This is a genomic window from Sinorhizobium sp. NFACC03 (assembly GCF_900103435.1).
Lineage (GTDB): Bacteria > Pseudomonadota > Alphaproteobacteria > Rhizobiales > Rhizobiaceae > Ensifer.
This window is the reverse complement of sequence record NZ_FMXF01000017.1, coordinates 24,772-42,689: the sequence shown is the minus strand read 5'-3', so window position 1 is coordinate 42,689 and position 17,918 is coordinate 24,772. Positions and strand designations below refer to the sequence as shown.

Below are 17,918 nucleotides of genomic sequence, written 5' to 3'. Positions count from 1 at the left end.
GAAGCAGTCACACCAGCAGATAGGCCCAGACCGAAACGCTGACGACGCCGAGCGCGGTCGTCAATGTGATGGTCGAGGAGGCGAGTGCGTGGCCGACGTTGAAATGGTTGGCGATCAGCCAGGCGTTGACGCCGGTTGGAACGGCCGATGTCAGCACCAGCGCCGTCGTCCAGTTGTCGTTGAGGCCAAGCAGGTGGCAACTGGTGAACACGACCCCGGGCATGACGAGGAGCTTCAGCACACTCGTAAAGGAAGCAAGACCGAGATTGCCGGCAAGGCCGTATTTGTCTAGCGCCATGCCGATCGAGATCAGCGCTGCCGGCGCCGCCATCGAGGCAAGCTGATCGACGACAGTCTTCACAGGTCCGCCAAGCGGCTGGCCGACGAGATGAAACGCTGCGCCGCAAGCAAGCCCGATGACCAGCGGATTGCGCACCAGGTTGCGGCCGACGCCGGCGAGAAGATGCAACGGGCTTTGCCCTGGTTTGCCGCTTGCACGGCGCTCGGCACGCTCCATCAGCAGCGTGCCGGCGATCATCATGACCGGCAGATGGACGGACAGCAGGATCGAAATCGCCACTATTCCCTCCTCGCCGACGATGCGTGAAACCAACGGCAAGCCGATGAACACGGTGTTGGCGAAGGCCGAGGAGACGCCGGCAAGAACGCCCATGCGTGGGTCACGCCGGAAGATGAGCGTTGCAGCCAGATGCCCGGCCGCCCAGGTGACGGCAACGCCGGAAAAGTAGGCGACCCAGAGCGGCCAGGGCGAACCGTCCTTGAAATCCGCTTCGGCAATCGTGCGAAATAATAGAACGGGAACGGCAACACGAAAGACGAAGTCGCCGAGCGCTTCGCCGACAGCCGGTTTCAGATAGCCTAACCGAACCAACAGCCAGCCGGCAAGGATCAGGACGAAGATGGGCAGAACGTTCTGGAAGATGTCGGACATGCGCAGGCCTTGGGATGGGACTGCCAGCAATAACCGCGTTCACGCCAGGATCGCAAGCGCGGCGCGGCAGAGCACTTTCAAGGGAACCTTCGCAGACCGCAGGCGTTCGGGAAGAGCATGAGGAACATGCCATGCCGCCAGATAAGCCCATTTATGCCCATGGAGACGACGATCCGCATCTGACGGATGACGCGCTCGCCGACAAGGTGCTGCGCTTCATCCAGTATGCCGCCCTGGTCGACACGAGCCGCATCTCGGTGATGGCGCTTGGCGGGCTCGTCGTTCTTTCCGGTGAGGTCGCGAGCGAAACGGACGTCGCCTGCGCCGGGGATGCGGCGGCATCGGTGATCGGTGTTGCCAGCGTCGAGAACCGGCTGAACGCGAAGCCGGGCGACGCCGACCCGCATGCCTGAGCGGTGATCCGACGGGTTGCCGTGTCAAAAGCCGAATGATAGGACATGCGCCACTATTGATGTCGATATGGGCTTGGCATTGCCGTCAGCCTGCAGGAGCCGCAGATGAGGACCGACGAGTCAGCAACCAGGTAAGCCGCAACAACGGTTTGAAAAAGTTGTTGCGGCGTCTGTCGGCTCACACTCCCAAGATTTGATGAAGTGGCAGATCGCCGCCGAATGTTACCCATTTGCGCGGATGTTTCATCATGCCCGATCATAACTTGCCCACCTGGCCCTATACGCTGCCGGCGGCTCTGCTGCTGATGGCGCCTTTCGATATCCTGGCGTCGCTCGCCATGGACATCTATCTGCCTGTCGTGCCGGAAATGCCCGGCATTCTCGGCACGTCGCCGGCAATCGTCCAGCTGACGCTGAGCCTCTACATGCTCATGCTGGGCTTGGGACAGGTGCTCTTCGGCCCGCTCTCCGACCGGTTCGGCCGCCGTCCGGTGCTTCTCGGAGGCGCGACTTTGTTTGCACTGACGTCATTGCTGCTGGCGCTCACCACCTCAGCGCCGGTCTTCGTGGCACTCCGGCTTGCGCAGGCGGCGGGCGCCTCGGCGGCGCTGGTCGCGACCTTCGCGACGGTGCGGGACGTCTATGGCGCACGTCCGGAAGGCGTCACCATATACGGCCTCTTCAGCGCCATGCTGTCCTTCGTTCCGGCGCTCGGACCGATCGCCGGCGCGCTGATCTCAGGCGCTCTCGGCTGGCAGGCGATCTTCCTGACGCTCGGCGTGCTCGGTCTTACCGCGCTCGGCCAGGCGCTGCTGCGCTGGTCGGAAACCCGGCCAATCCCTTCCGGCAACGGGAAGCCCAGCTTTAAGCCCATTCTCAGGAACGGCGCGTTCTGGACCTATACGCTCGGCTTCAGCACGGCGATGGGCGCGTTCTTCGTGTTCTTCTCGACCGCGCCGCGCCTGCTCATCGATCGCGCCGGCTATTCGCAGTTCGGCTTCAGCCTCGCCTTCGCGACGGCGGCAGTGGTGATGATCCTGACCACGCGCTTCGCCAAGGGTTTCGTCGGCCGCTACGGGATGTCCGGCTGCCTCATGCGCGGCATGGCAGCGCTGATCCTTGGCGGGCTGTTGCTTGCCGCCGGCGAAGTCTTCACGACACCCTCCTTCGCAAGCTTCGTGCTGCCGATGTGGGTGATCGCCGTCGGCATTGTCATGAGCGCCTCGGTGACTGCGAACGGCGCGCTGAAGGCCTTTGACGCGATCGCCGGAACGGCGGTGGCGCTCTACTTCTGCATCCAGAGCCTGATCGTCGCCGTCGTCGGCACCGGCGCCGTTCTGTTTCTGAAGGGCGATACGGCCTGGCCGCTCGTCGGCTACTGCCTGGTGATGGCGACGGTCACGCTCCTGGCGCTGGCGCTCCTGAGCCGACCTGGAGGGCAATAGCTGCCATGTACCTCCCGGAGCGGTTGCCTGCTCCGGGAGGTATTCAGCCAACCGGTCCGGCGGCTGCCAACAAGACGGCAAGATGCCTCTTGACCTCGCCCCTGGGGCAGGCCCCAGACTTGTCTCATGACCGATTCTTTTTTCCTCGCCGGCCGTTTCGGCGCTGCCACAAGACTGTCGCCGAAGGCGCTCCGGCTCTATGCCGAGCAGGGCCTGCTCCTGCCCGCCCACGTCGATCCTGTGACCGGCTACCGCTACTACGCCGCCGAGCAGGCGGGCCGCGCCCGGCTGATCGCGCGGCTGCGGCAATTGGGCCTGCCGATCGCCCGAATCGCGCGCCTGATCGAGCTTCAGCCCGAAGTGCGCCTCGCCGAACTTCGCGCCTGGCTGGAGGTACAGACCAAACGGCTCGAGGAGCAGAGCGAACTGGTGCAGGCGATCTTCCGGCAATCGACCGGCGGCGATGATCCGCTGATCAAAGCCGTCCGCGTCCGCGACTCCGCCCCTTCGAAGATCATCTATCGGCAGGGTCATGTGACGGTCGATGCGCTCGAAGCTTTCACGGAAAGCGCCGAAGCGGCGATCCGGAGCTACCTGGCACAATGCGGCAAGGACGACGACGAACCGATGACGCTGCATTTCCACGAGCCCGTGAACCATGATGGCAAGGGTCTCGTCGAAGTCGCGATCGCCTATGCAGGCAGCCTCGAACCGTCAGGCGATCTGCGCATCCGCCTTCAGCCGGCTGGGCGCGAAGCATTCCTGCCGGTGCCCGAGACGTTCGAGACCTTTCCGGCGGTGCTGCGCATCTACGACGCGATCGAGGCCTGGTTCGAGCACAGCAACGATCTCGATTGTTTCGGCAGCCCCTACGAAATCTAACCCGGCAGCGGTGGCGCCCGTTTCGATGTCGCCTATCCCATCGTGCCCTAGAATACCGCAGCTCCGGACGGAAAACCGCTTCACACTTTTCCTGGAGCTGCTTTGAACAAAGCAATCCGGGATACACCCTCGTACCTCCAATGACCCCAAGGATTCAACCGATGCAGCACGTTCCCTATGTGGGCTCCGGCCCCTATTGTTATGCCAACTCCTTCGCCATGATGTTCGGCGAGGCGGCGCCCTCGCCCGCCGTCATCGAATTTGCCACAAGCAGCCCGTTCGGAATGCAGCTCATCGGCGGCTCGCTGCCGTTCTTCGACCCCTATGGCTGGGACCCGGAAGCCGGGTTCGACGGCGCGCTTGCCGCGCTCGGCTGGACCTCGGAAGTCAGCAAGGGTGACGATGCCGAGGACGCGCTTTCCCGCCTCCGGTCGGCCCTGAAGGACGGCCCGGTCTGGGTCGGGCCGGTGGAAATGGGACATCTCCGCCATCAACCCGGCATGACCGGGCCGATCGAGGCCGACCATTATGTCGTGGTCCTCGCGCTCGACGAGGAGCGGGTGCTGATGCACGACCCGCAGGGCTACCCCTACGCCTCGCTGCCGATCGGTGATTTCATGGCGGCCTGGAGCGCGAAGCTCACCTACGGTGATTCTTTCACTATGCGGTCGGGCTTTTCGCGGGTGGCGGAGGTCTCGGAGGTGGACGCGATCCGGGCCTCGATCCCGGCTGCGATCCACTGGCTGTCGATGGTTACGGATCGGGCGATGCCGCCTAGGAGCCTCGGCAATGCCGAGGCCGCCGAAGCGCTGGCGGCGCGCATAGAGGAAGGCTGTGACAAGGGCTTGCGGGCGCACCTGATCCATTTCGGCGTTCGCGTCGGCGCCCGCCGTGCGGCTGACGCCGCAACCTGCCTCAAGCGCGCCGGCTTTGCCAAGTCCGCCGCGATTGCCGGCGAACAGGCGCCACTCATCGGCGCGCTGCAATATCCGCTTGTCCTGCGCAGGGATGCGGAAGCGGCGGAAGCCCTACGGCGGCTGGCTCCGACCTACGATCGGCTGCTCTCCGCCCTGCGAGGCGGAGACTGATTCCAGCAACACGCAATTCCGGACGGAAAACCGCTTCGCACTTTTCCTGGAATTGCTTTAGGCAATGAGCTCGGAGAAGCTCTTCGGCCGCTCCGACTTGGCGTCGCGTACGGTTGCGTAGTGAAGTCCGACGACACCGTTGTCGTAGTGTTCGCTGCCGATCAGCTGCAGTTCGTTCTTATCTCTCAGCCGGGCGAACCACGGTTCACCCGGCGAGACGACGGGATAGACGAAGAAGTGGTAGCGATCGACCAGTCCGAGGCCGATCACCGTCTGCGCCAGGCTCGCGCCGCCCGAGAGATGGATATCGCCGCCGGGCTCAGCCTTCAGGTCCATCAGGTAGCGCGAAAGTGCGGCGTCGTCGGCAGCCACGACCTGTTCGGCATTGTGCCAGGGGCTGATCGCCTGCTCACCGGTGCGGGAGAACACGATCTTGCGGTAGTCGTGCATGCGTTTGGCCATCACGCGATTGGTCTCGCCGTTGACCTCATCGTTCAGCGCGCCGGGCCAATAGCCAACCATCTCCTCATAGGTGGTGCGCCCGACGAGTACCGTGTCGTAGCCGGCATAGAGCCGGTCGATCGCCCGGTACTGCTCATCGACCACCGTGCCCATCCAGGCAAGCGGATCGTCCAGGCGGCCATCGAGCGTCGTCATCATCTGCAGGACGATGTTGCGCATGTCTTCGCCTCCTTAATGGGTTTGCTCGACGAGGCGGCCAGCTGCTCGGCGACCGTTCCCCAGCCGTCGTGGAAACCCATCTCCTCGTGCATCTTCCGGTCCGCGCCGTTCCGGTGCATCACATGGGCGGCGTACTCAGTGCCGGCCGGGTGGTCGCTGAGCGTGATGATTGCCGTCATGAAGGCGTTCTCGGCTGGCCGCCAGCCGGCAACGAGCGTGTCGGTGAAGACGATGCGCGAGAGTTCGTCGACCGCGAGGAAGCAGGCATTGATATGCGGCACGAACTCGCCGCCGCCTTCGCTGATCCGGGTCACGAAGCCGCCGCCCGGCTTCAGGTCCATATCGATCACCTTGCAGATTGCCGGCGCCGGGACCCACCATTGCTCTAGCCGGGTCCGATCGCTCCAGGCGCGCCAGACGGTCGCGCGCGGCGCCTTGATGAGGCGTGCCATCGTCAGGTCGAGTTCGGGATCTGGAGAGCGAATCATGTCATTCCTCCTCGTGTTCAGTGACGAATTTTTCCAGCCGGTCGGCACGGCCTTCCCAGAGCGCGCGTTGCGCCGAAAGCCAGGTCTCGACCACGGCGAATTGCGCCTTCTCGATAGCGCATGTCCGCACCCGGCCCTCTTTGTGGGTGCGGATCAGGCCGCTGCCTTCCAGGAAGTGGATGTGCTTCATGAAGGACGGCAGGGCCATATCGAAGGGTCTGGCGAGATCGCTGATGCTCGCCGGGCCGCCGCCGAGCCGCGAAAGCACGGCGCGCCTGGTGGGATCGGCGAGCGCCTGAAAGATCACGTCCAATCGGTCTGAATACTGTTCCATAAGGCTAAGTATCACGACCAAACACTTAGCACAACAGCTAACTATTGAAGTCCTCCCCGACAGGTTCGGAGCCAATTTGTCTCACGGCGCCGTGCCGTCGACCGCAGGTCGAGAGCCGAGACCATTTCCCCATTTCCCACTGATATGTTTTACTTGCTGCACTTTGCGGGATCGACAAAGGTCAGGGGCCAAAGCTCGAATGATGCGCTTTTTTGTATTCGCGGTCGCCGCGCTCATCGCATTCGACGGGAATGCAGCAGAGCAGAATTTCCCCGCCGATGGCGGTCTGATTTATTTCAACATGCCGACCGGCAACATCGGTTGCCAATACACGCCAGCCGGTGGCTCCGATGTTTATGTCCCGGAGGACGGCGGCCCGGAACTTGGCTGTGACCGCATCGAGCCGACCTATCAGAGGTTCATTCTGGGAAAGGCGGGCAAGGCCCGACGATTCCAGAACGCGGGCGATACAGCATGCTGCGACGGCTCACATATCCTGAGCTACGGCAACAGCTGGAAGAAGGGGCCGTTTAGCTGTCGGTCCAGCAAAACCGGGCTCAGCTGCGAGCGCAGTGACGGCCACGGTTTTTACATCAGTCGATCGAAGACCGACGTCTATTAGAGCGGCAGCAGGAAAGGTGCATACGGTTTGCCGCGCGCCCTGACTTCTGGTTGATGGCCAGAGCGGGTTTGGTCGCAATCCTGTCGCGTCAGCGTTGACGAGGCCAGCGACCGCCATGGCTCTCGATCCCGGCAGAAGATCAACGCTCGCCTATCTCGTGCAGAAAAGTCTCCAGCGCGCTGCGGCTCTGCGCCAGCTTTTCCGTCTTCTCTTCGACAAGCCGGATCTGCTCGCGCAGGGTGACGCGCAGTTCGTCGCAGGGCTCAAAGATCGGACCTTCGCCACGCACGCACGGCAGGAACTGCAGGATCGTCGGAAGGGTCATGCCGCCGGCGCCCAGGAGCTTGATGCGCTCGACGGTTCTCACCTCCGCCAGATCATAGTCGCGATAGCCGCTTTCGGTGCGTCCAGGCTTCAACAGCCCTTCGGCCTCATAGTAACGCAGCATCCGAATGCTGACGCCGGTGCGTTTCGACAGCTCGCCTATTTTCATTCCGGTCCCTTCGCCGCGCCCTTGACTCTGACAGCGCTGTCAGACCTTAGACCTATTGGCTCCTTCATGTGAACACACCCAGGAGCAAGACCATGCCGAACGAAACAAGCCTCTATCCCGCAGCGCTCAACGGCCGCCCGGCCAGCGCTGCGGATCTGATCCCCTTGGCTTTTGCCGGCTTCGCCCACTTCACCGCAATTCAGGTCAGGGACCGCAAGATCAGAGGTCTGGACCTGCATCTGAAGCGCCTCAGCAACGCCTCTCTCGCATTCTTCGGCCGCGCGCTGCGCGACGAACAATTGCGCGCCCACATCAGACAGGCAATCGACGCCGGTCCGGCGGACCAGTCTCTGGCAGTCACCGTCTTTTCGCCGGACGGCGAGTTTACCGCCGACAGCATGCAGGGAGACCTCGCCGTTCTCGCGCGCAGCGGCCCACCCTCCAATGGCCCGAAGGGTCCGCTGCGGCTTGCCGTCATCGAGCACGAGCGACCACACCCCACGATCAAACACGTCGGAGAATCCAGCAAGACCTATTACCTGCATCAGGCGATCAGGGCGGGTTTCGACGACGCCGCCTTCATCGACCGGCAGGGGCACCTCAGCGAAGCCAGCATCTGGAACCTGGTCTTCTGGGACGGCGAAACGGTCATCTGGCCCAGGGCCGAGATGCTGACCGGCACGATGATGGGCACGGTCCAGCGACAACTCGAACGCCTGGGCGTGCCGCAGCGCCGGGAGGAAGTTACCCTTAGCCGGCTCAAGGATCTCTCCGCTGCGGCCGTCATGAATTCATGGACACCAGGCATTGCCGTCAGCGCCATCGGTTCGACAGCAATCCCGGAAGCAAAGGCATTTCTGGATTTGCTGCACCGTGCGCATGCGGCAGAGCCGGCCAAGGCAGTTTAGAGCAGTTGGGTTTGGCGGAGGCGGACAAACCGTGCCGCCGCGGCCAGCCTCAGCGCTTGCGAGCGACGATATAGGGACGATTGTCGTAGCCCTTCGTCGCATGGTTTTCGATATCCAGAATGTCGAAGCCGGCAGCCGTTATCTCCTGGCTCAGCTCGATCAAGCCGAAGGTTCCTGCATAGGGCGCTATTCCGAACGCGCGCATCGCCGGCAACAGCGCCAAACGGATCAGCGGGCTCATCTCCCCGACGCACGGCGTCTTGGAGATGAACAGCCCCTTCGATGGGAGCAGGGCATGAATGCTGCCGAGCGTGCCCGAAAGATCGCGCAAGAGATGCAGATAGTTGAAGGCCAGGACCGCATCGTATTTTACGCGCTCGGCGGCCAGTGCTTGGGCCGTCGCGGTGCGGAAGACGAGATTCGGCACAAGGTCGACGGCATATCTCTCGCTCGCAATTGCGATCATCTCGCTGGAAAAGTCGGTCGCAAGATAGTCCCGGACATCGCCCGCGAGCCGAAACGCCGTTGTCCCCGTGCCGCAACCGAGCTCCAGCACGCCGTCATCGGGCAGAAGCAGAGAGCGGGTACGGTCGAGCGTGCGCTCATACCCGGCCGGGTCCGCGATCGCCCCCTTGGCGTATCGCCGTGACGTCCGATCCCAGAAACGCGCGTCACTCGCCGTCTTCATGCTGCCTGCTCCCCAGATCGCGACCAGATCTCCTCGGCGCGAGCGTCGAGGCCGGAGTCATGCCGGTCAAGGGATTCCGGCTACCGCGCAATCGTCAACAAATGGCGGAGATCGGACTGTCAATCGGCGGAGGTCCCGTTAGGCCAGCCGAACCCAATCGACGGTTTCAAGCACATAGGGCGCGAAGAGAAAGTCGCGGATCGCGGCGATCTCGTCCTCGCGCCAGTCGAGAAGAACGAAATGCTTCGGTTTTTCCGTGGGCCCAGTGCTATCGAAAACCAGCATGACCGGACGCCCCTCGATCGCTCCGAGCGCGAACCGCCACCTCGTCTCCTCGGCATAGCGTGTGACGTAGCGGCCAATGCCCTCACGGCCCTCCAGCTTCAGCCTGTTGACCAGCTCGAGCTTGACGTCGTCGGCCAGCATGGCGCGGATTGCATCGAAATCGCCACCCTGGAACAGGCGCACATAGGTCGCCATCTTTTGCCGGTTGGCATCCGACATCAGCGGCAGCCGCATCTCGTCCGGGCGGTCCGCCAGTTGCCGGAGCGCCGCGCGTCCGCGCTGGAGTGCCGACTTGGCCGCCGCCGGCGTGCAGTCGGCAATATCCGCGATTTCTTCGACCGAATGTCCGAGCACATCCTTGAGAATCACGGCGCAGCGCTGAAGTTCAGGCAGTTGAAGGAAGATGTGGAAGCCGACTGCAACGATGTCCGCTTCGGGCAGCGGTGCGTCCTCCAGATCATCGAGCAGCGGAACGACCTTGTGCCGGGTCCGACGGCGCAGGAAATCGAGGCTGGTATTATGGGCGATGCGAAGCAACCAGCCCTCGAGATTGTCCACGACCGCACCGTCCGCCCGCGCCTGCAGGGCCTTGATCAAGGTATCCTGCAGCACATCCTCGCCGTCCACGGCCGAGCCGGTCATGCGCGCGCAATAGCGATGCAGCCGCGGCCTGAACTCGCGCAGGCGATCCTCGAAATCTTCCACGTTCATGTATCGATCTCCATGGGCGCATCTCCAGGCGTCAGCCCACGGGCGACGACGGCACGATAACGCGGCTCCAAGAAAATGTCCGCCGCCTTCCGGCCGCTCTCCGCGGACGTCGGCGGCGGATCGACATCACCTGTTGTCGCTGAACACGGCCTCGCCCAGGATCGACTCAAGGCTTGCCAGTTCCAGGATATGCGGAAAGTAGGCCTTCATCCGGGGATCGGCCCGCATCGCCTCAATGGCCGCCGGCGTCTCCCATTCCGAATAGATGATGACGCTGGCGCCGTCCTTGGCGGCGATCAACCGGCTTGTGCGCCAACCGCCGAGCGTGCTGATCACGGTTTCGATGTTGCGCTTCAGGAGCGCGATCAATTGCGCCTGCTTGCCGGGTTCGACCTTCAGCAGATTGACGAGTGTGACAGGTTCGGTGCTCATCAGCATGTCTCCTTTGCTACGGACACAGCAAAGACGAAACGGAGAGGCGAAACGGATCGCGCCGAAGAAGATTTTTGCGTGATGGCGCCAAGCGGGTTGGCAACATCTTGATATGGATCGCTGTGGCAAGGAAGGAAAATGGCGGACAGAGAGGGATTCGAACCCTCGATACGCTTTCACGTATACACGCGTTCCAGGCGTGCGCCTTCAACCACTCGGCCACCTGTCCATCCGTCAGCAGCCGATGGTCAATCCGGCTGGATGGGAAGGGCGGGGCCCTTCGGTGTCAGCCAGCGTGAACCGGCGGACGCGCGTCTATATACCGATGATTTGCTTGGGATCAACTGCTTTCTGACAGATTGTTGACATCTTGTGAAACGAGTGGCCCGTCGTCCCCATTGTGCATACCAGGCGGCACGCTTATCTCTTGGGTCGAGACGAGCGTCACACTCCCGGCAGCGTCCAGATGCCGGCTCGGCTCTGCTGCGATCACCGCATAATTTCGCCACTGGGCCTTGTCCGAGACCCCTGCGATCGAAGAAGATGCCGCCGGGGCGTTGCGCTTGACCATGGCAAGGCGCCAGCCAGTGACATGAAGGGAAAATTGGACCTATGCGGTTTTTGTTGAGGCTGGCGAGCGCCGTCGTGTTGTTTGCTGCCGTGCTTGCCGGTGCCGTCGATGCAATCCAGTCGGTCGCCGCATCGGAACTGGTGATGACCTCGCTTGGCGACGACCTGGAGGCTCTGGGCGCCGACACGGCGAGCTGGATCCAGTTTGCGCAGCGTTCCGATACGGCGCAGACGATCTGGCATTCGGTCCTGCATTGGCTGCTGATGCAGCCGGCCTTTGCCGTGCTCGCGCTGCTCGCGCTCGTTCTGTGGATGGTCGGCTACAAGAAGCGGCCGGCGGCGGGCCGCTTCGCCGCCTGATTTTTCGCGGAGCCCGTCTCCGAACCGACGAGGAGTATGCTGATGTTCCTGATCGACATGTTCAACAAGAAGACGATCATGCCCGACGCGCAGACAGCGCTGCCGGGTCGCGACGAGGCGATCCCGACGGCCGAGACGCATTTCGTTTCCGGACGGCCGCTGAATGGCCCCTACCCCGACGGCACGAAGCAGATCCTGCTTGGCATGGGCTGCTTCTGGGGCGCCGAACGGCTGCTCTGGAAGATCCCCGGTATCTACGTGACGGCTGTCGGTTACGCTGGCGGGCTGACACGGAACCCGACCTATCAGGAGACGACCACCGGGCTCACAGGCCATGCCGAGGTGGTGCTGGTCGTCTATGATCCAGAGACGGTTCCGCTTGCGACCCTGCTCAAGACTTTCTTCGAGGAGCACGACCCGACCCAGGGCATGCGCCAGGGCAACGATATCGGCACCACCTACCGCTCGGCAATCTACACCTATGACGACGAGCATCTGGCGGAGGCCAAGGCCGCGCGCACCACTTTCCAGGCGGCGCTGAAGTATTCCAACCATGGCGGCACGATCACCACCGAGATCGGCAAGGCCGGCCCATTCTACTTCGCCGAGGACTACCACCAGCAATATCTGGCGAAGAACCCGAACGGCTATTGCGGCCTGCGCGGCACCGGGGTGAGTTGTCCGATCGGGTACTAGGGCGCCGTGCGTTCGACTGACGCACAAAGGACGCTCTAGCACTTTGATTCTAGAGCATCTTTCCGCCTCCGGTGGTTCCACTCGAGAGCGGGATGTTCTAGACAGGCCGATGTGCTTGGCCTCAATCGACCCAAACCTTCACCAGATCGTTTCGTGTAAACAAGCGCTGGATGCGGGCGGAGAACCGCACACACTTTTCCTCACCCCGCTCCGACACCGGGGGCCGCTTTGGGCCTCTCGAAAGCAAGCGCGATACCCACAACCCAGAGGTCGCGCCGGATGGGCGCGCACACTTGCCGGCGATCTCAAAAGCGCAACAGAACCGGTGCCTTACGGGTACCGGCTTCTGTGGCTTCAATTTTTACCATCTGAAAAATTTTGAGTGTTTTTTTGCCGTGACCGTGCAAGGATGCGCCACCCTAGCCCCAAGGAGAAGGGGGTGGGTTCCGCAGACAGGTTCCGTCGGGGAGCCGGCGGGAGGACCCAATAAGATCAATAGCGACAACAGGGCTGCACGATGAAAAAAACCATTCTCGGTCTCTTTGCCTTTTCGATGATGTCCGCGACGGCACTGGCCGCCGACATCAAGCCAGCGATCATCTACGATCTCGGCGGCAAGTTCGACAAATCCTTCAACGAGGCTGCCTTTAACGGCGCCGAAAAGTTCAAGACGGAATCGGGCGTCGAATACCGCGAGTTCGAAATCGCCAACGACGCCCAGCGTGAACAGGCGCTGCGCCGCTTTGCGAGCGACGGCAACAGCCCGATCGTCATGGCCGGCTTCAACTGGGCGGCTTCGCTCGAGAAGATCGCGCCGGAATACCCTGATATCAAGTTTGCGATCATCGACATGGTCGTCGAGAAGCCGAACGTCAAATCGGTCGTCTTCAAGGAACAGGAAGGCTCCTACCTCGTCGGCGTTCTCGCCGGCCTCGCTTCGAAGTCGAAGACCGTCAGCTTCATCGGCGGCATGGACGTTCCGCTGATCCACAAGTTCGCCTGTGGCTACGTTGGCGGCGCCAAGTCGACCGGCGCTGACGTCAAGGTTCTGGAAGCCTACACCGGAACGACGCCGGACGCCTGGAACGACCCGGTCAAGGGCGGCGAAATCGCCAAGTCGCAGATCGACCAGGGCTCGGACGTCGTCTACCACGCAGCCGGCGGCACCGGCGTCGGCGTTCTGCAGGCGGCTGCAGATGCGGGCAAGCTCGGCATCGGCGTCGACTCCAACCAGAACGGCCTGCAGCCGGGCAAGGTCCTGACCTCGATGCTGAAGCGCGTCGACGTCGCCGTCTACGAAGCCTTCACGGCGGCCAAGAACGACAAGTTCGAGTTCGGTATTTCCAACCTCGGCCTCAAGGAAGATGGCGTCGGCTATGCGCTCGACGACAACAACAAGGCGCTGATCACGCCTGAGATGCTCGATGCAGTGGAAAAGGTGAAAGCCGAAATCATTGCCGGCAAGGTCGAAGTTCACGACTACATGAGCGACGAGTCCTGCCCCTACTAAGAGCAGCACTTATGTAAATAGAGAGGCCGCAGGTTCGTTGGACCGGCGGCCTTTTTATTCCCGTTTGCCGTGGCGCTCGATCAGTAGTGCGGCGGCCGGGTGATCGCCGGCGCATCGAGCGATTGCTCCTCGAGCGACAGGAAACGCTCGGTCAGCCGGTCGAGCTTGGCGCGCGTCTGCTCCACCACCTTCCATTGCTCGGCGAGCTGGTCGGAAAGTTCCTCGATGGTCTTGGCCTGATGGGCCACCGTTTCCTCGAGGTGGGTGATCCGTTCGTCCGTCTTGTTCATGTCCGCCAACTCCGTCCTGCCACGCGCCGGCGCGCCCGCGCTGCACAATGGGATCTTGCCGGCAGATTGGCCATAGCCGGCATCATGTCAAGCAAGAGCCTCTCAGGCCTTCGCCGCCGCACTGCCCGAGAGCGAAAATCCGGGATCCTTTGCTGAAAGCCGCTTGTGCAGATGCACCATCAGACCGGCGGCAAAGAGCGGCGTCAAAAGGTTGACGAAGGGCACCGCCAGAAACGCCGCGAGCAGTAGGCCGGCGAGAAACACGGTGGAGCGGTGCTTCTCACGGAAGAGCCGCGCCTCCGCCGGTGCACGATAGCGCATCGCCGCGAACTCGAAGAATTCGCGGCCGAGCAGATAGCCGTTGACCAGAAAGAAGGCGATGAGGTTGACGCCCGGAACGAGCAGCAGGAAGAGCGCCAGCAGGTTGCCTAGAATGACAACGCCGAGAAACTTCAGCGATCCGGCGATCGCCTCGACAAGCGGCAGCGGCCGGCCCGGCGGCTCATTCGGATAGTCCCGCTTCTCGATCACCTCGGCGACATCATCGAGGAAGAAGCCGGCGATCAGCGCGGTGACGGGAGCCAGGAGCAACGCCAACGCGAGCGCCAGCCCGAGGCTCGCAAAGATGCCGACGACGAAGGTCAGCCAACCGGCCCAGACGGGCGTGCCCGGCATCAGCGTATCGATCCACGGCAGCGCCAGCCAGATAAACACTTCGCGCACCGCAAACCAGAGCGCGACGAGCGCCAGTATCGTCAGGCCCAGCACGTTCCAGAAAACCGATCGGGTCTCGGGCGCAAGGAGATTGGCAAGCGAAAGTCGCGCCGCGTCCAAGATCATCATCGCTCTCCAGTATGGCCCAAGGTTCGATGATGCATGTAGGCAGAGGCACCGCCGGCGACAAGACACGCGCGGCGGAAGCCAGGTCTTTATGCAAGATTCACGCGCCTCGTCTAAGGGAAGCATGGAAAACGCCAAGGGCGGCGATATTGTAGACGTAGCGGACAGCAGTAGCAGGCAAGAACAGCATTCCGCGGAGGATGACATGACAGAACAAAAGACACTCGCCAGCCTTTCCGTGCTGGTGCAGAGCGGCAAGCTGGACCCCGTGGACCTCGCCAAGCAAACCTATGCGGCGATCGACGCGCACGGCGACTATGCCATCTTCGTCGAATTGACGCCTGAGCGCGCGACGCGGGATGCCGAGGCCGCCTCGAAACGTCTCAGGGCGGGACGCTCGCTCGGCCTGCTCGACGGCCTGCCGGTCGCGTGGAAGGACCTGTTCGATGTGGCCGGCAGCGTCACGACCGCCGGCTCGAAGGTGCTGCAGACGCACGCCCCGGCAAGGAGCGACGCTCCGGTCGTTGCCGCCGTTGCCGCAGCCGGCATGGTCAGCGTCGGCCACACCAATATGAGCGAGTTCGCCTTTTCGGGCCTTGGCATCAACCCGCATTACGGCACGCCGAGAAACCCCGCGGCCACCGACGTGGAACGCATTCCCGGCGGCTCGTCGTCAGGCTCGGCGGTCGCGGTCGCGGCCGGCCTGGTGCCGGCGGCGATCGGCACCGATACCGGTGGCTCCGTCCGCATTCCCGCGGCGATGACCGGCATCGTCGGTTACAAGGCAACACGCGGCCGCTACACGATGAAGGGCGTCTTTCCGCTGGCTGAAAGCCTGGATTCGCTTGGGCCCCTCTGTCACACGGTGCAGGACGCCGTGTGGGTGGATGCCGCCATGCACGGGCTGACGGCCCCGACGGTGCGCCGCGCCGACCTCTCCGGCGTCGCGCTGGTGATCCCGGAAACGGTGGTCTTCGACGATGCGGAGACGGAAGTCGTCGAGGCGTTCGAGGATGCCATCAAGCGGCTTGAAAAAGCCGGCGTTGCCGTCAGCCGCCGCGCCTTCCCGACCTTCTCGGCGATCTTCGGGCTGATGGCCCGCCACGGCGCCCTGGTGACGGCCGAGGCCTATGCGCTTCATCGCGAGCGGCTGGCCGGGCACGAGGCCAATGAGATCGATCCCCGTGTCGTTGCCCGCACCAGGCTCGGCGAGAAGATCACCATGCCCGACTACATTGCTCTGCTCGACGCGCGCGACCAACTGATCCATGAGACGGTCGACAGCCTGAAGCCGAACGAGCTCATCGCCCACCCGACGCTGCCACATGTAGCGCCGCCGATCGCGCCGTTGATCGAGGACGACGAGCTGTTCTTCAAGACCAACGCCAAGACACTGCGCAACACGTCGATCGGCAACTTCTTGGATTTCTGCGGCATCTCCATTCCCTGCGGTACCGGGGCGGCGGAAATGCCCGTCGGCTTCCAGCTTGCAGCGCCACATCACCAGGACGACAGGCTGCTTTCGGTCGCCCTTTCCGCCGAAGCGATCATCCGGGGTGAGGCATGATCGTCTGTTTCGACATCGGCGGCTCGGCGATCAAGGGCGCGATCGTGCATTCGCGCGACCGGATCTTTCCGCTGCCGCGACGGACGACGCCGCTCAGCAACTTCCGCCAGTTCATTGAGGCGCTCGAATCGGTCCTGGACGAAGCGGGCGGACACCCGGATTGCGTGGCGATCTCGATCACCGGCGTCATCGATCCCGAGACGCGGCGGATCAAATGCGCCAACATCCCCTGCATCGACGGACGTGACCTGGTCACCGAACTCGAAGCGGCGCTGCACCTGCCGGTGAAGATCGCCAATGACGCCGACTGTTTCGCGCTTGCCGAAGCAGGTGCCGGCGCCGGGCGCGGCCACCGTATCGTCTTCGGCGCCATTCTCGGCACCGGGGTCGGCGGCGGCCTGGTGATCGACGGCCGGCTGATCAATGCCGATGGCGGCTTTGCCGGCGAATGGGGACACGGCCCGGCGATCGCGGCCGAGGCCGGCAACCCGCCGATCGCCATTCCCGCCTATGACTGCGGCTGCGGCCAGAAGCGCTGCGTCGATACCGTTGGCGGCGCCCGCGGGTTGGAGCGGCTGCACCAGACCGCCCATGGTAAGACGCTTTCAAGCCATGAGATCATCGAGGCCTGGAAGGCTGGGGATGCAGAGGCAAAGCGCACGGTCGATCTGCTCGTCGATCTCGTGAGTTCGCCTTTGGCACTCGTCATCAACATCACCGGCGCGACGATCGTGCCTGTCGGCGGCGGACTCTCCAATTCCGAGGAACTGCTCGCCGAAATCGACAGGACAGTGCGTAGCCGGATTCTCCGGCAGTTCGAACGGCCGCTGGTGGTGCGTGGTGAATGCCGGGTCGAGCCCGGATTGATCGGCGCGGCGCTGCTTGGCCTCGGCGAGGAGAAGATATGAGCGACATCAAACTGGAAGTCTGCGTCGACGATGCCGACGGGCTTTACGCGGCGATCGAGGGCGGCGCAGACCGGATCGAGCTCTGCGCCGCCCTGTCCGTCGGTGGCCTGACGCCCAATCCCGGACTGATGGCGCTGGCCGGTCCGCCGCCGGTGCCCGTTTACGCCATGATCCGCCCTCGCCCGGGCGATTTCGTCTTCTCCGCCGCGGACCTCGATGTCATGCGTCGCGATATCGACGCGGCGCGGGCGGCAGGTCTCGCCGGCGTGGTGCTCGGCGCCTCCCTTGCCGACGGTCGCCTCGATAAGTCGATGCTGATCAAGCTCACAGGCCATGCGGCCGGACTCAGGATGACGCTGCACCGCGCCTTCGATCTGGTTCCGGATTTCGCCGAGGCGATGGAGGTGGCGGTCGAGCTCGGCTTCGAACGCATCCTGACCTCGGGCGGTGCCAGGAGCGCACCGCAGGCGATCGATCGGTTGGCCGAAATCGTCGATCTCGCCAAGGGCCGGCTGTCGATCATGCCGGGGTCCGGCGTCACCCTCGATACGGTCGATGCCCTTCTCGACCGGGTGACCGTCAACGAAGTGCACTCCTCCTGCTCCGTTCGTGAGCCGGCTCAGGATCCTCGATTGGTCGAAATGGGCTTCGTTTCGGCCGACCGGCGCCGCACCGATGCGGAAACGGTCCGGGCGATGAAGGCGAGACTTTCAGCGCGCTGAGACAATGTTGCCCGAAATGAAAAGCCCCGGACA

The 17,918-nt window shown here is 63.2% G+C and carries 23 protein-coding genes and 1 tRNA gene; 12 read left to right on the top strand and 12 right to left on the bottom strand.

The features are described 5' to 3' along the window. Nucleotides 1–7: 7 nt before the first annotated feature. Nucleotides 8–952, bottom strand: a complete 945-nt coding sequence (locus tag BLU35_RS20565) for an AEC family transporter (RefSeq protein ID WP_093234312.1) — start codon at nucleotides 950–952, stop codon at nucleotides 8–10. 131 nt (nucleotides 953–1,083) lie between these two features. On the opposite strand from BLU35_RS20565, the gene BLU35_RS20560 reads away from it, so the two are divergent. The 4 genes from BLU35_RS20560 (at nucleotide 1,084) to BLU35_RS20545 (ending at nucleotide 4,780) form a co-directional block, all read left to right on the top strand. After that, complete coding sequence (locus tag BLU35_RS20560; RefSeq protein ID WP_057247799.1) at nucleotides 1,084–1,365, top strand: BON domain-containing protein; 282 nt, start codon at nucleotides 1,084–1,086, stop codon at nucleotides 1,363–1,365. 248 nt (nucleotides 1,366–1,613) lie between these two features. Next, nucleotides 1,614–2,810 carry a CmlA/FloR family chloramphenicol efflux MFS transporter gene (gene cml, locus BLU35_RS20555; protein ID WP_093234311.1) on the top strand — a complete coding sequence of 399 codons (1,197 nt, stop codon included), beginning with the start codon at nucleotides 1,614–1,616 and terminating at the stop codon, nucleotides 2,808–2,810. 126 nt (nucleotides 2,811–2,936) lie between these two features. Further along, nucleotides 2,937–3,692, top strand: coding sequence for a MerR family transcriptional regulator (locus BLU35_RS20550; protein ID WP_093234310.1), 756 nt, complete (start codon nucleotides 2,937–2,939; stop codon nucleotides 3,690–3,692). A 161-nt stretch (nucleotides 3,693–3,853) separates the two neighbouring features. Next, a complete protein-coding gene (locus BLU35_RS20545; protein ID WP_093234309.1) occupies nucleotides 3,854–4,780 on the top strand; it encodes a YobF C-terminal domain-containing protein in 927 nt (308 codons plus the stop codon). A gap of 57 nt (nucleotides 4,781–4,837) precedes the next feature. Here the strand turns inward: BLU35_RS20545 and BLU35_RS20540 are convergent, their stop codons facing one another. From BLU35_RS20540 to BLU35_RS20530, 3 genes are read right to left on the bottom strand one after another with little or no spacing between them, the layout of a single operon-like run. Continuing rightward, nucleotides 4,838–5,461, bottom strand: coding sequence for a dihydrofolate reductase family protein (locus BLU35_RS20540; RefSeq protein WP_093234308.1), 624 nt, complete (start codon nucleotides 5,459–5,461; stop codon nucleotides 4,838–4,840). After that, a complete protein-coding gene (locus BLU35_RS20535; protein ID WP_093234307.1) occupies nucleotides 5,437–5,949 on the bottom strand; it encodes an SRPBCC family protein in 513 nt (170 codons plus the stop codon). Before BLU35_RS20535 ends, BLU35_RS20540 begins: the two co-directional genes overlap by 25 nt. Nucleotide 5,950: 1 nt before the next feature. Continuing rightward, nucleotides 5,951–6,283 carry an ArsR/SmtB family transcription factor gene (locus tag BLU35_RS20530; RefSeq protein WP_093234306.1) on the bottom strand — a complete coding sequence of 111 codons (333 nt, stop codon included), beginning with the start codon at nucleotides 6,281–6,283 and terminating at the stop codon, nucleotides 5,951–5,953. Nucleotides 6,284–6,482: 199 nt separating this feature from the next. On the opposite strand from BLU35_RS20530, the gene BLU35_RS20525 reads away from it, so the two are divergent. Next, nucleotides 6,483–6,905, top strand: a complete 423-nt coding sequence (locus BLU35_RS20525; RefSeq protein WP_093234305.1) for a DUF6636 domain-containing protein — start codon at nucleotides 6,483–6,485, stop codon at nucleotides 6,903–6,905. Nucleotides 6,906–7,044: 139 nt separating this feature from the next. On the opposite strand, the gene BLU35_RS20520 is transcribed toward BLU35_RS20525, so the two are convergent. Continuing rightward, nucleotides 7,045–7,398, bottom strand: a complete 354-nt coding sequence (locus BLU35_RS20520) for a MerR family transcriptional regulator (RefSeq protein ID WP_093234304.1) — start codon at nucleotides 7,396–7,398, stop codon at nucleotides 7,045–7,047. Between the two features lie 92 nt (nucleotides 7,399–7,490). On the opposite strand from BLU35_RS20520, the gene BLU35_RS20515 reads away from it, so the two are divergent. Beyond that, nucleotides 7,491–8,306 (top strand): aminotransferase class IV family protein, encoded by an 816-nt coding sequence (locus BLU35_RS20515; protein WP_093234303.1) that lies wholly within the window; start codon nucleotides 7,491–7,493, stop codon nucleotides 8,304–8,306. Between the two features lie 49 nt (nucleotides 8,307–8,355). Here the strand turns inward: BLU35_RS20515 and BLU35_RS20510 are convergent, their stop codons facing one another. From BLU35_RS20510 to BLU35_RS35075, 5 genes are all read right to left on the bottom strand, one after another. After that, the gene (locus tag BLU35_RS20510) at nucleotides 8,356–8,994 is read right to left on the bottom strand and encodes a class I SAM-dependent methyltransferase (protein ID WP_093234302.1); all 639 of its coding nucleotides are present in this window, start codon (nucleotides 8,992–8,994) and stop codon (nucleotides 8,356–8,358) included. A 138-nt stretch (nucleotides 8,995–9,132) separates the two neighbouring features. Next, nucleotides 9,133–9,990, bottom strand: a complete 858-nt coding sequence (locus tag BLU35_RS20505; RefSeq protein ID WP_093234301.1) for a sigma-70 family RNA polymerase sigma factor — start codon at nucleotides 9,988–9,990, stop codon at nucleotides 9,133–9,135. 126 nt (nucleotides 9,991–10,116) lie between these two features. Next, complete coding sequence (locus tag BLU35_RS20500; RefSeq protein ID WP_176907340.1) at nucleotides 10,117–10,422, bottom strand: antibiotic biosynthesis monooxygenase family protein; 306 nt, start codon at nucleotides 10,420–10,422, stop codon at nucleotides 10,117–10,119. A 139-nt stretch (nucleotides 10,423–10,561) separates the two neighbouring features. Further along, nucleotides 10,562–10,651, bottom strand: a tRNA-Ser gene (locus tag BLU35_RS20495). Between the two features lie 111 nt (nucleotides 10,652–10,762). Further along, complete coding sequence (locus BLU35_RS35075) at nucleotides 10,763–10,993, bottom strand: hypothetical protein (RefSeq protein ID WP_143032961.1); 231 nt, start codon at nucleotides 10,991–10,993, stop codon at nucleotides 10,763–10,765. A gap of 41 nt (nucleotides 10,994–11,034) precedes the next feature. Between BLU35_RS35075 and BLU35_RS20490 the strand changes: the two genes are divergently transcribed. From BLU35_RS20490 to BLU35_RS20480, 3 genes are all read left to right on the top strand, one after another. After that, nucleotides 11,035–11,352, top strand: coding sequence for a hypothetical protein (locus BLU35_RS20490; RefSeq protein WP_057247788.1), 318 nt, complete (start codon nucleotides 11,035–11,037; stop codon nucleotides 11,350–11,352). 42 nt (nucleotides 11,353–11,394) lie between these two features. After that, nucleotides 11,395–12,048 (top strand): peptide-methionine (S)-S-oxide reductase MsrA, encoded by a 654-nt coding sequence (gene msrA / locus BLU35_RS20485; RefSeq protein WP_093234371.1) that lies wholly within the window; start codon nucleotides 11,395–11,397, stop codon nucleotides 12,046–12,048. Nucleotides 12,049–12,565: 517 nt separating this feature from the next. Next, nucleotides 12,566–13,558 (top strand): BMP family lipoprotein, encoded by a 993-nt coding sequence (locus BLU35_RS20480; protein WP_057247787.1) that lies wholly within the window; start codon nucleotides 12,566–12,568, stop codon nucleotides 13,556–13,558. 80 nt (nucleotides 13,559–13,638) lie between these two features. Here BLU35_RS20480 and BLU35_RS20475 read toward each other — a convergent pair whose 3' ends face one another. Both BLU35_RS20475 and BLU35_RS20470 read right to left on the bottom strand, forming a co-directional pair. After that, entirely contained in the window at nucleotides 13,639–13,848 is a 210-nt protein-coding gene (locus BLU35_RS20475) for a SlyX family protein (RefSeq protein WP_057248228.1), read from the bottom strand. A 102-nt stretch (nucleotides 13,849–13,950) separates the two neighbouring features. Beyond that, nucleotides 13,951–14,688 carry a sulfate transporter family protein gene (locus BLU35_RS20470; RefSeq protein WP_093234370.1) on the bottom strand — a complete coding sequence of 246 codons (738 nt, stop codon included), beginning with the start codon at nucleotides 14,686–14,688 and terminating at the stop codon, nucleotides 13,951–13,953. A gap of 205 nt (nucleotides 14,689–14,893) precedes the next feature. Between BLU35_RS20470 and BLU35_RS20465 the strand changes: the two genes are divergently transcribed. From BLU35_RS20465 to BLU35_RS20455, 3 genes are read left to right on the top strand one after another with little or no spacing between them, the layout of a single operon-like run. Next, nucleotides 14,894–16,255, top strand: a complete 1,362-nt coding sequence (locus BLU35_RS20465; protein WP_093234299.1) for an amidase — start codon at nucleotides 14,894–14,896, stop codon at nucleotides 16,253–16,255. After that, the gene (locus BLU35_RS20460) at nucleotides 16,252–17,163 is read left to right on the top strand and encodes an ROK family protein (protein ID WP_057247786.1); all 912 of its coding nucleotides are present in this window, start codon (nucleotides 16,252–16,254) and stop codon (nucleotides 17,161–17,163) included. Before BLU35_RS20465 ends, BLU35_RS20460 begins: the two co-directional genes overlap by 4 nt. Beyond that, nucleotides 17,160–17,885: a copper homeostasis protein CutC gene (locus tag BLU35_RS20455; RefSeq protein ID WP_093234298.1), complete on the top strand. Its 726-nt coding sequence runs from the start codon at nucleotides 17,160–17,162 to the stop codon at nucleotides 17,883–17,885. Before BLU35_RS20460 ends, BLU35_RS20455 begins: the two co-directional genes overlap by 4 nt. Nucleotides 17,886–17,918: the final 33 nt, after the last annotated feature.

Excerpts from the sequence above, each read along its gene's own strand:
- msrA (WP_093234371.1), top strand. The coding sequence starts at position 11,395 with ATGTTCCTGATCGACATGTTCAACAAGAAGACGATCATGCCCGACGCG.
- BLU35_RS20535 (WP_093234307.1), bottom strand. The coding sequence starts at position 5,949 with ATGATTCGCTCTCCAGATCCCGAACTCGACCTGACGATGGCACGCCTC.
- BLU35_RS20465 (WP_093234299.1), top strand. The coding sequence starts at position 14,894 with ATGACAGAACAAAAGACACTCGCCAGCCTTTCCGTGCTGGTGCAGAGC.
- BLU35_RS20470 (WP_093234370.1), bottom strand. The coding sequence starts at position 14,688 with ATGATCTTGGACGCGGCGCGACTTTCGCTTGCCAATCTCCTTGCGCCC.
- BLU35_RS20545 (WP_093234309.1), top strand. The coding sequence starts at position 3,854 with ATGCAGCACGTTCCCTATGTGGGCTCCGGCCCCTATTGTTATGCCAAC.
- BLU35_RS20490 (WP_057247788.1), top strand. The coding sequence starts at position 11,035 with ATGCGGTTTTTGTTGAGGCTGGCGAGCGCCGTCGTGTTGTTTGCTGCC.
- cml (WP_093234311.1), top strand. The coding sequence starts at position 1,614 with ATGCCCGATCATAACTTGCCCACCTGGCCCTATACGCTGCCGGCGGCT.
- BLU35_RS20525 (WP_093234305.1), top strand. The coding sequence starts at position 6,483 with ATGATGCGCTTTTTTGTATTCGCGGTCGCCGCGCTCATCGCATTCGAC.
- BLU35_RS20550 (WP_093234310.1), top strand. The coding sequence starts at position 2,937 with ATGACCGATTCTTTTTTCCTCGCCGGCCGTTTCGGCGCTGCCACAAGA.
- BLU35_RS20500 (WP_176907340.1), bottom strand. The coding sequence starts at position 10,422 with ATGAGCACCGAACCTGTCACACTCGTCAATCTGCTGAAGGTCGAACCC.
- BLU35_RS20480 (WP_057247787.1), top strand. The coding sequence starts at position 12,566 with ATGAAAAAAACCATTCTCGGTCTCTTTGCCTTTTCGATGATGTCCGCG.
- BLU35_RS20560 (WP_057247799.1), top strand. The coding sequence starts at position 1,084 with ATGCCGCCAGATAAGCCCATTTATGCCCATGGAGACGACGATCCGCAT.
- BLU35_RS20540 (WP_093234308.1), bottom strand. The coding sequence starts at position 5,461 with ATGCGCAACATCGTCCTGCAGATGATGACGACGCTCGATGGCCGCCTG.
- BLU35_RS20530 (WP_093234306.1), bottom strand. The coding sequence starts at position 6,283 with ATGGAACAGTATTCAGACCGATTGGACGTGATCTTTCAGGCGCTCGCC.
- BLU35_RS20460 (WP_057247786.1), top strand. The coding sequence starts at position 16,252 with ATGATCGTCTGTTTCGACATCGGCGGCTCGGCGATCAAGGGCGCGATC.
- BLU35_RS35075 (WP_143032961.1), bottom strand. The coding sequence starts at position 10,993 with ATGGTCAAGCGCAACGCCCCGGCGGCATCTTCTTCGATCGCAGGGGTC.
- BLU35_RS20515 (WP_093234303.1), top strand. The coding sequence starts at position 7,491 with ATGCCGAACGAAACAAGCCTCTATCCCGCAGCGCTCAACGGCCGCCCG.
- BLU35_RS20505 (WP_093234301.1), bottom strand. The coding sequence starts at position 9,990 with ATGAACGTGGAAGATTTCGAGGATCGCCTGCGCGAGTTCAGGCCGCGG.
- BLU35_RS20475 (WP_057248228.1), bottom strand. The coding sequence starts at position 13,848 with ATGAACAAGACGGACGAACGGATCACCCACCTCGAGGAAACGGTGGCC.
- BLU35_RS20455 (WP_093234298.1), top strand. The coding sequence starts at position 17,160 with ATGAGCGACATCAAACTGGAAGTCTGCGTCGACGATGCCGACGGGCTT.
- BLU35_RS20510 (WP_093234302.1), bottom strand. The coding sequence starts at position 8,994 with ATGAAGACGGCGAGTGACGCGCGTTTCTGGGATCGGACGTCACGGCGA.
- BLU35_RS20565 (WP_093234312.1), bottom strand. The coding sequence starts at position 952 with ATGTCCGACATCTTCCAGAACGTTCTGCCCATCTTCGTCCTGATCCTT.
- BLU35_RS20520 (WP_093234304.1), bottom strand. The coding sequence starts at position 7,398 with ATGAAAATAGGCGAGCTGTCGAAACGCACCGGCGTCAGCATTCGGATG.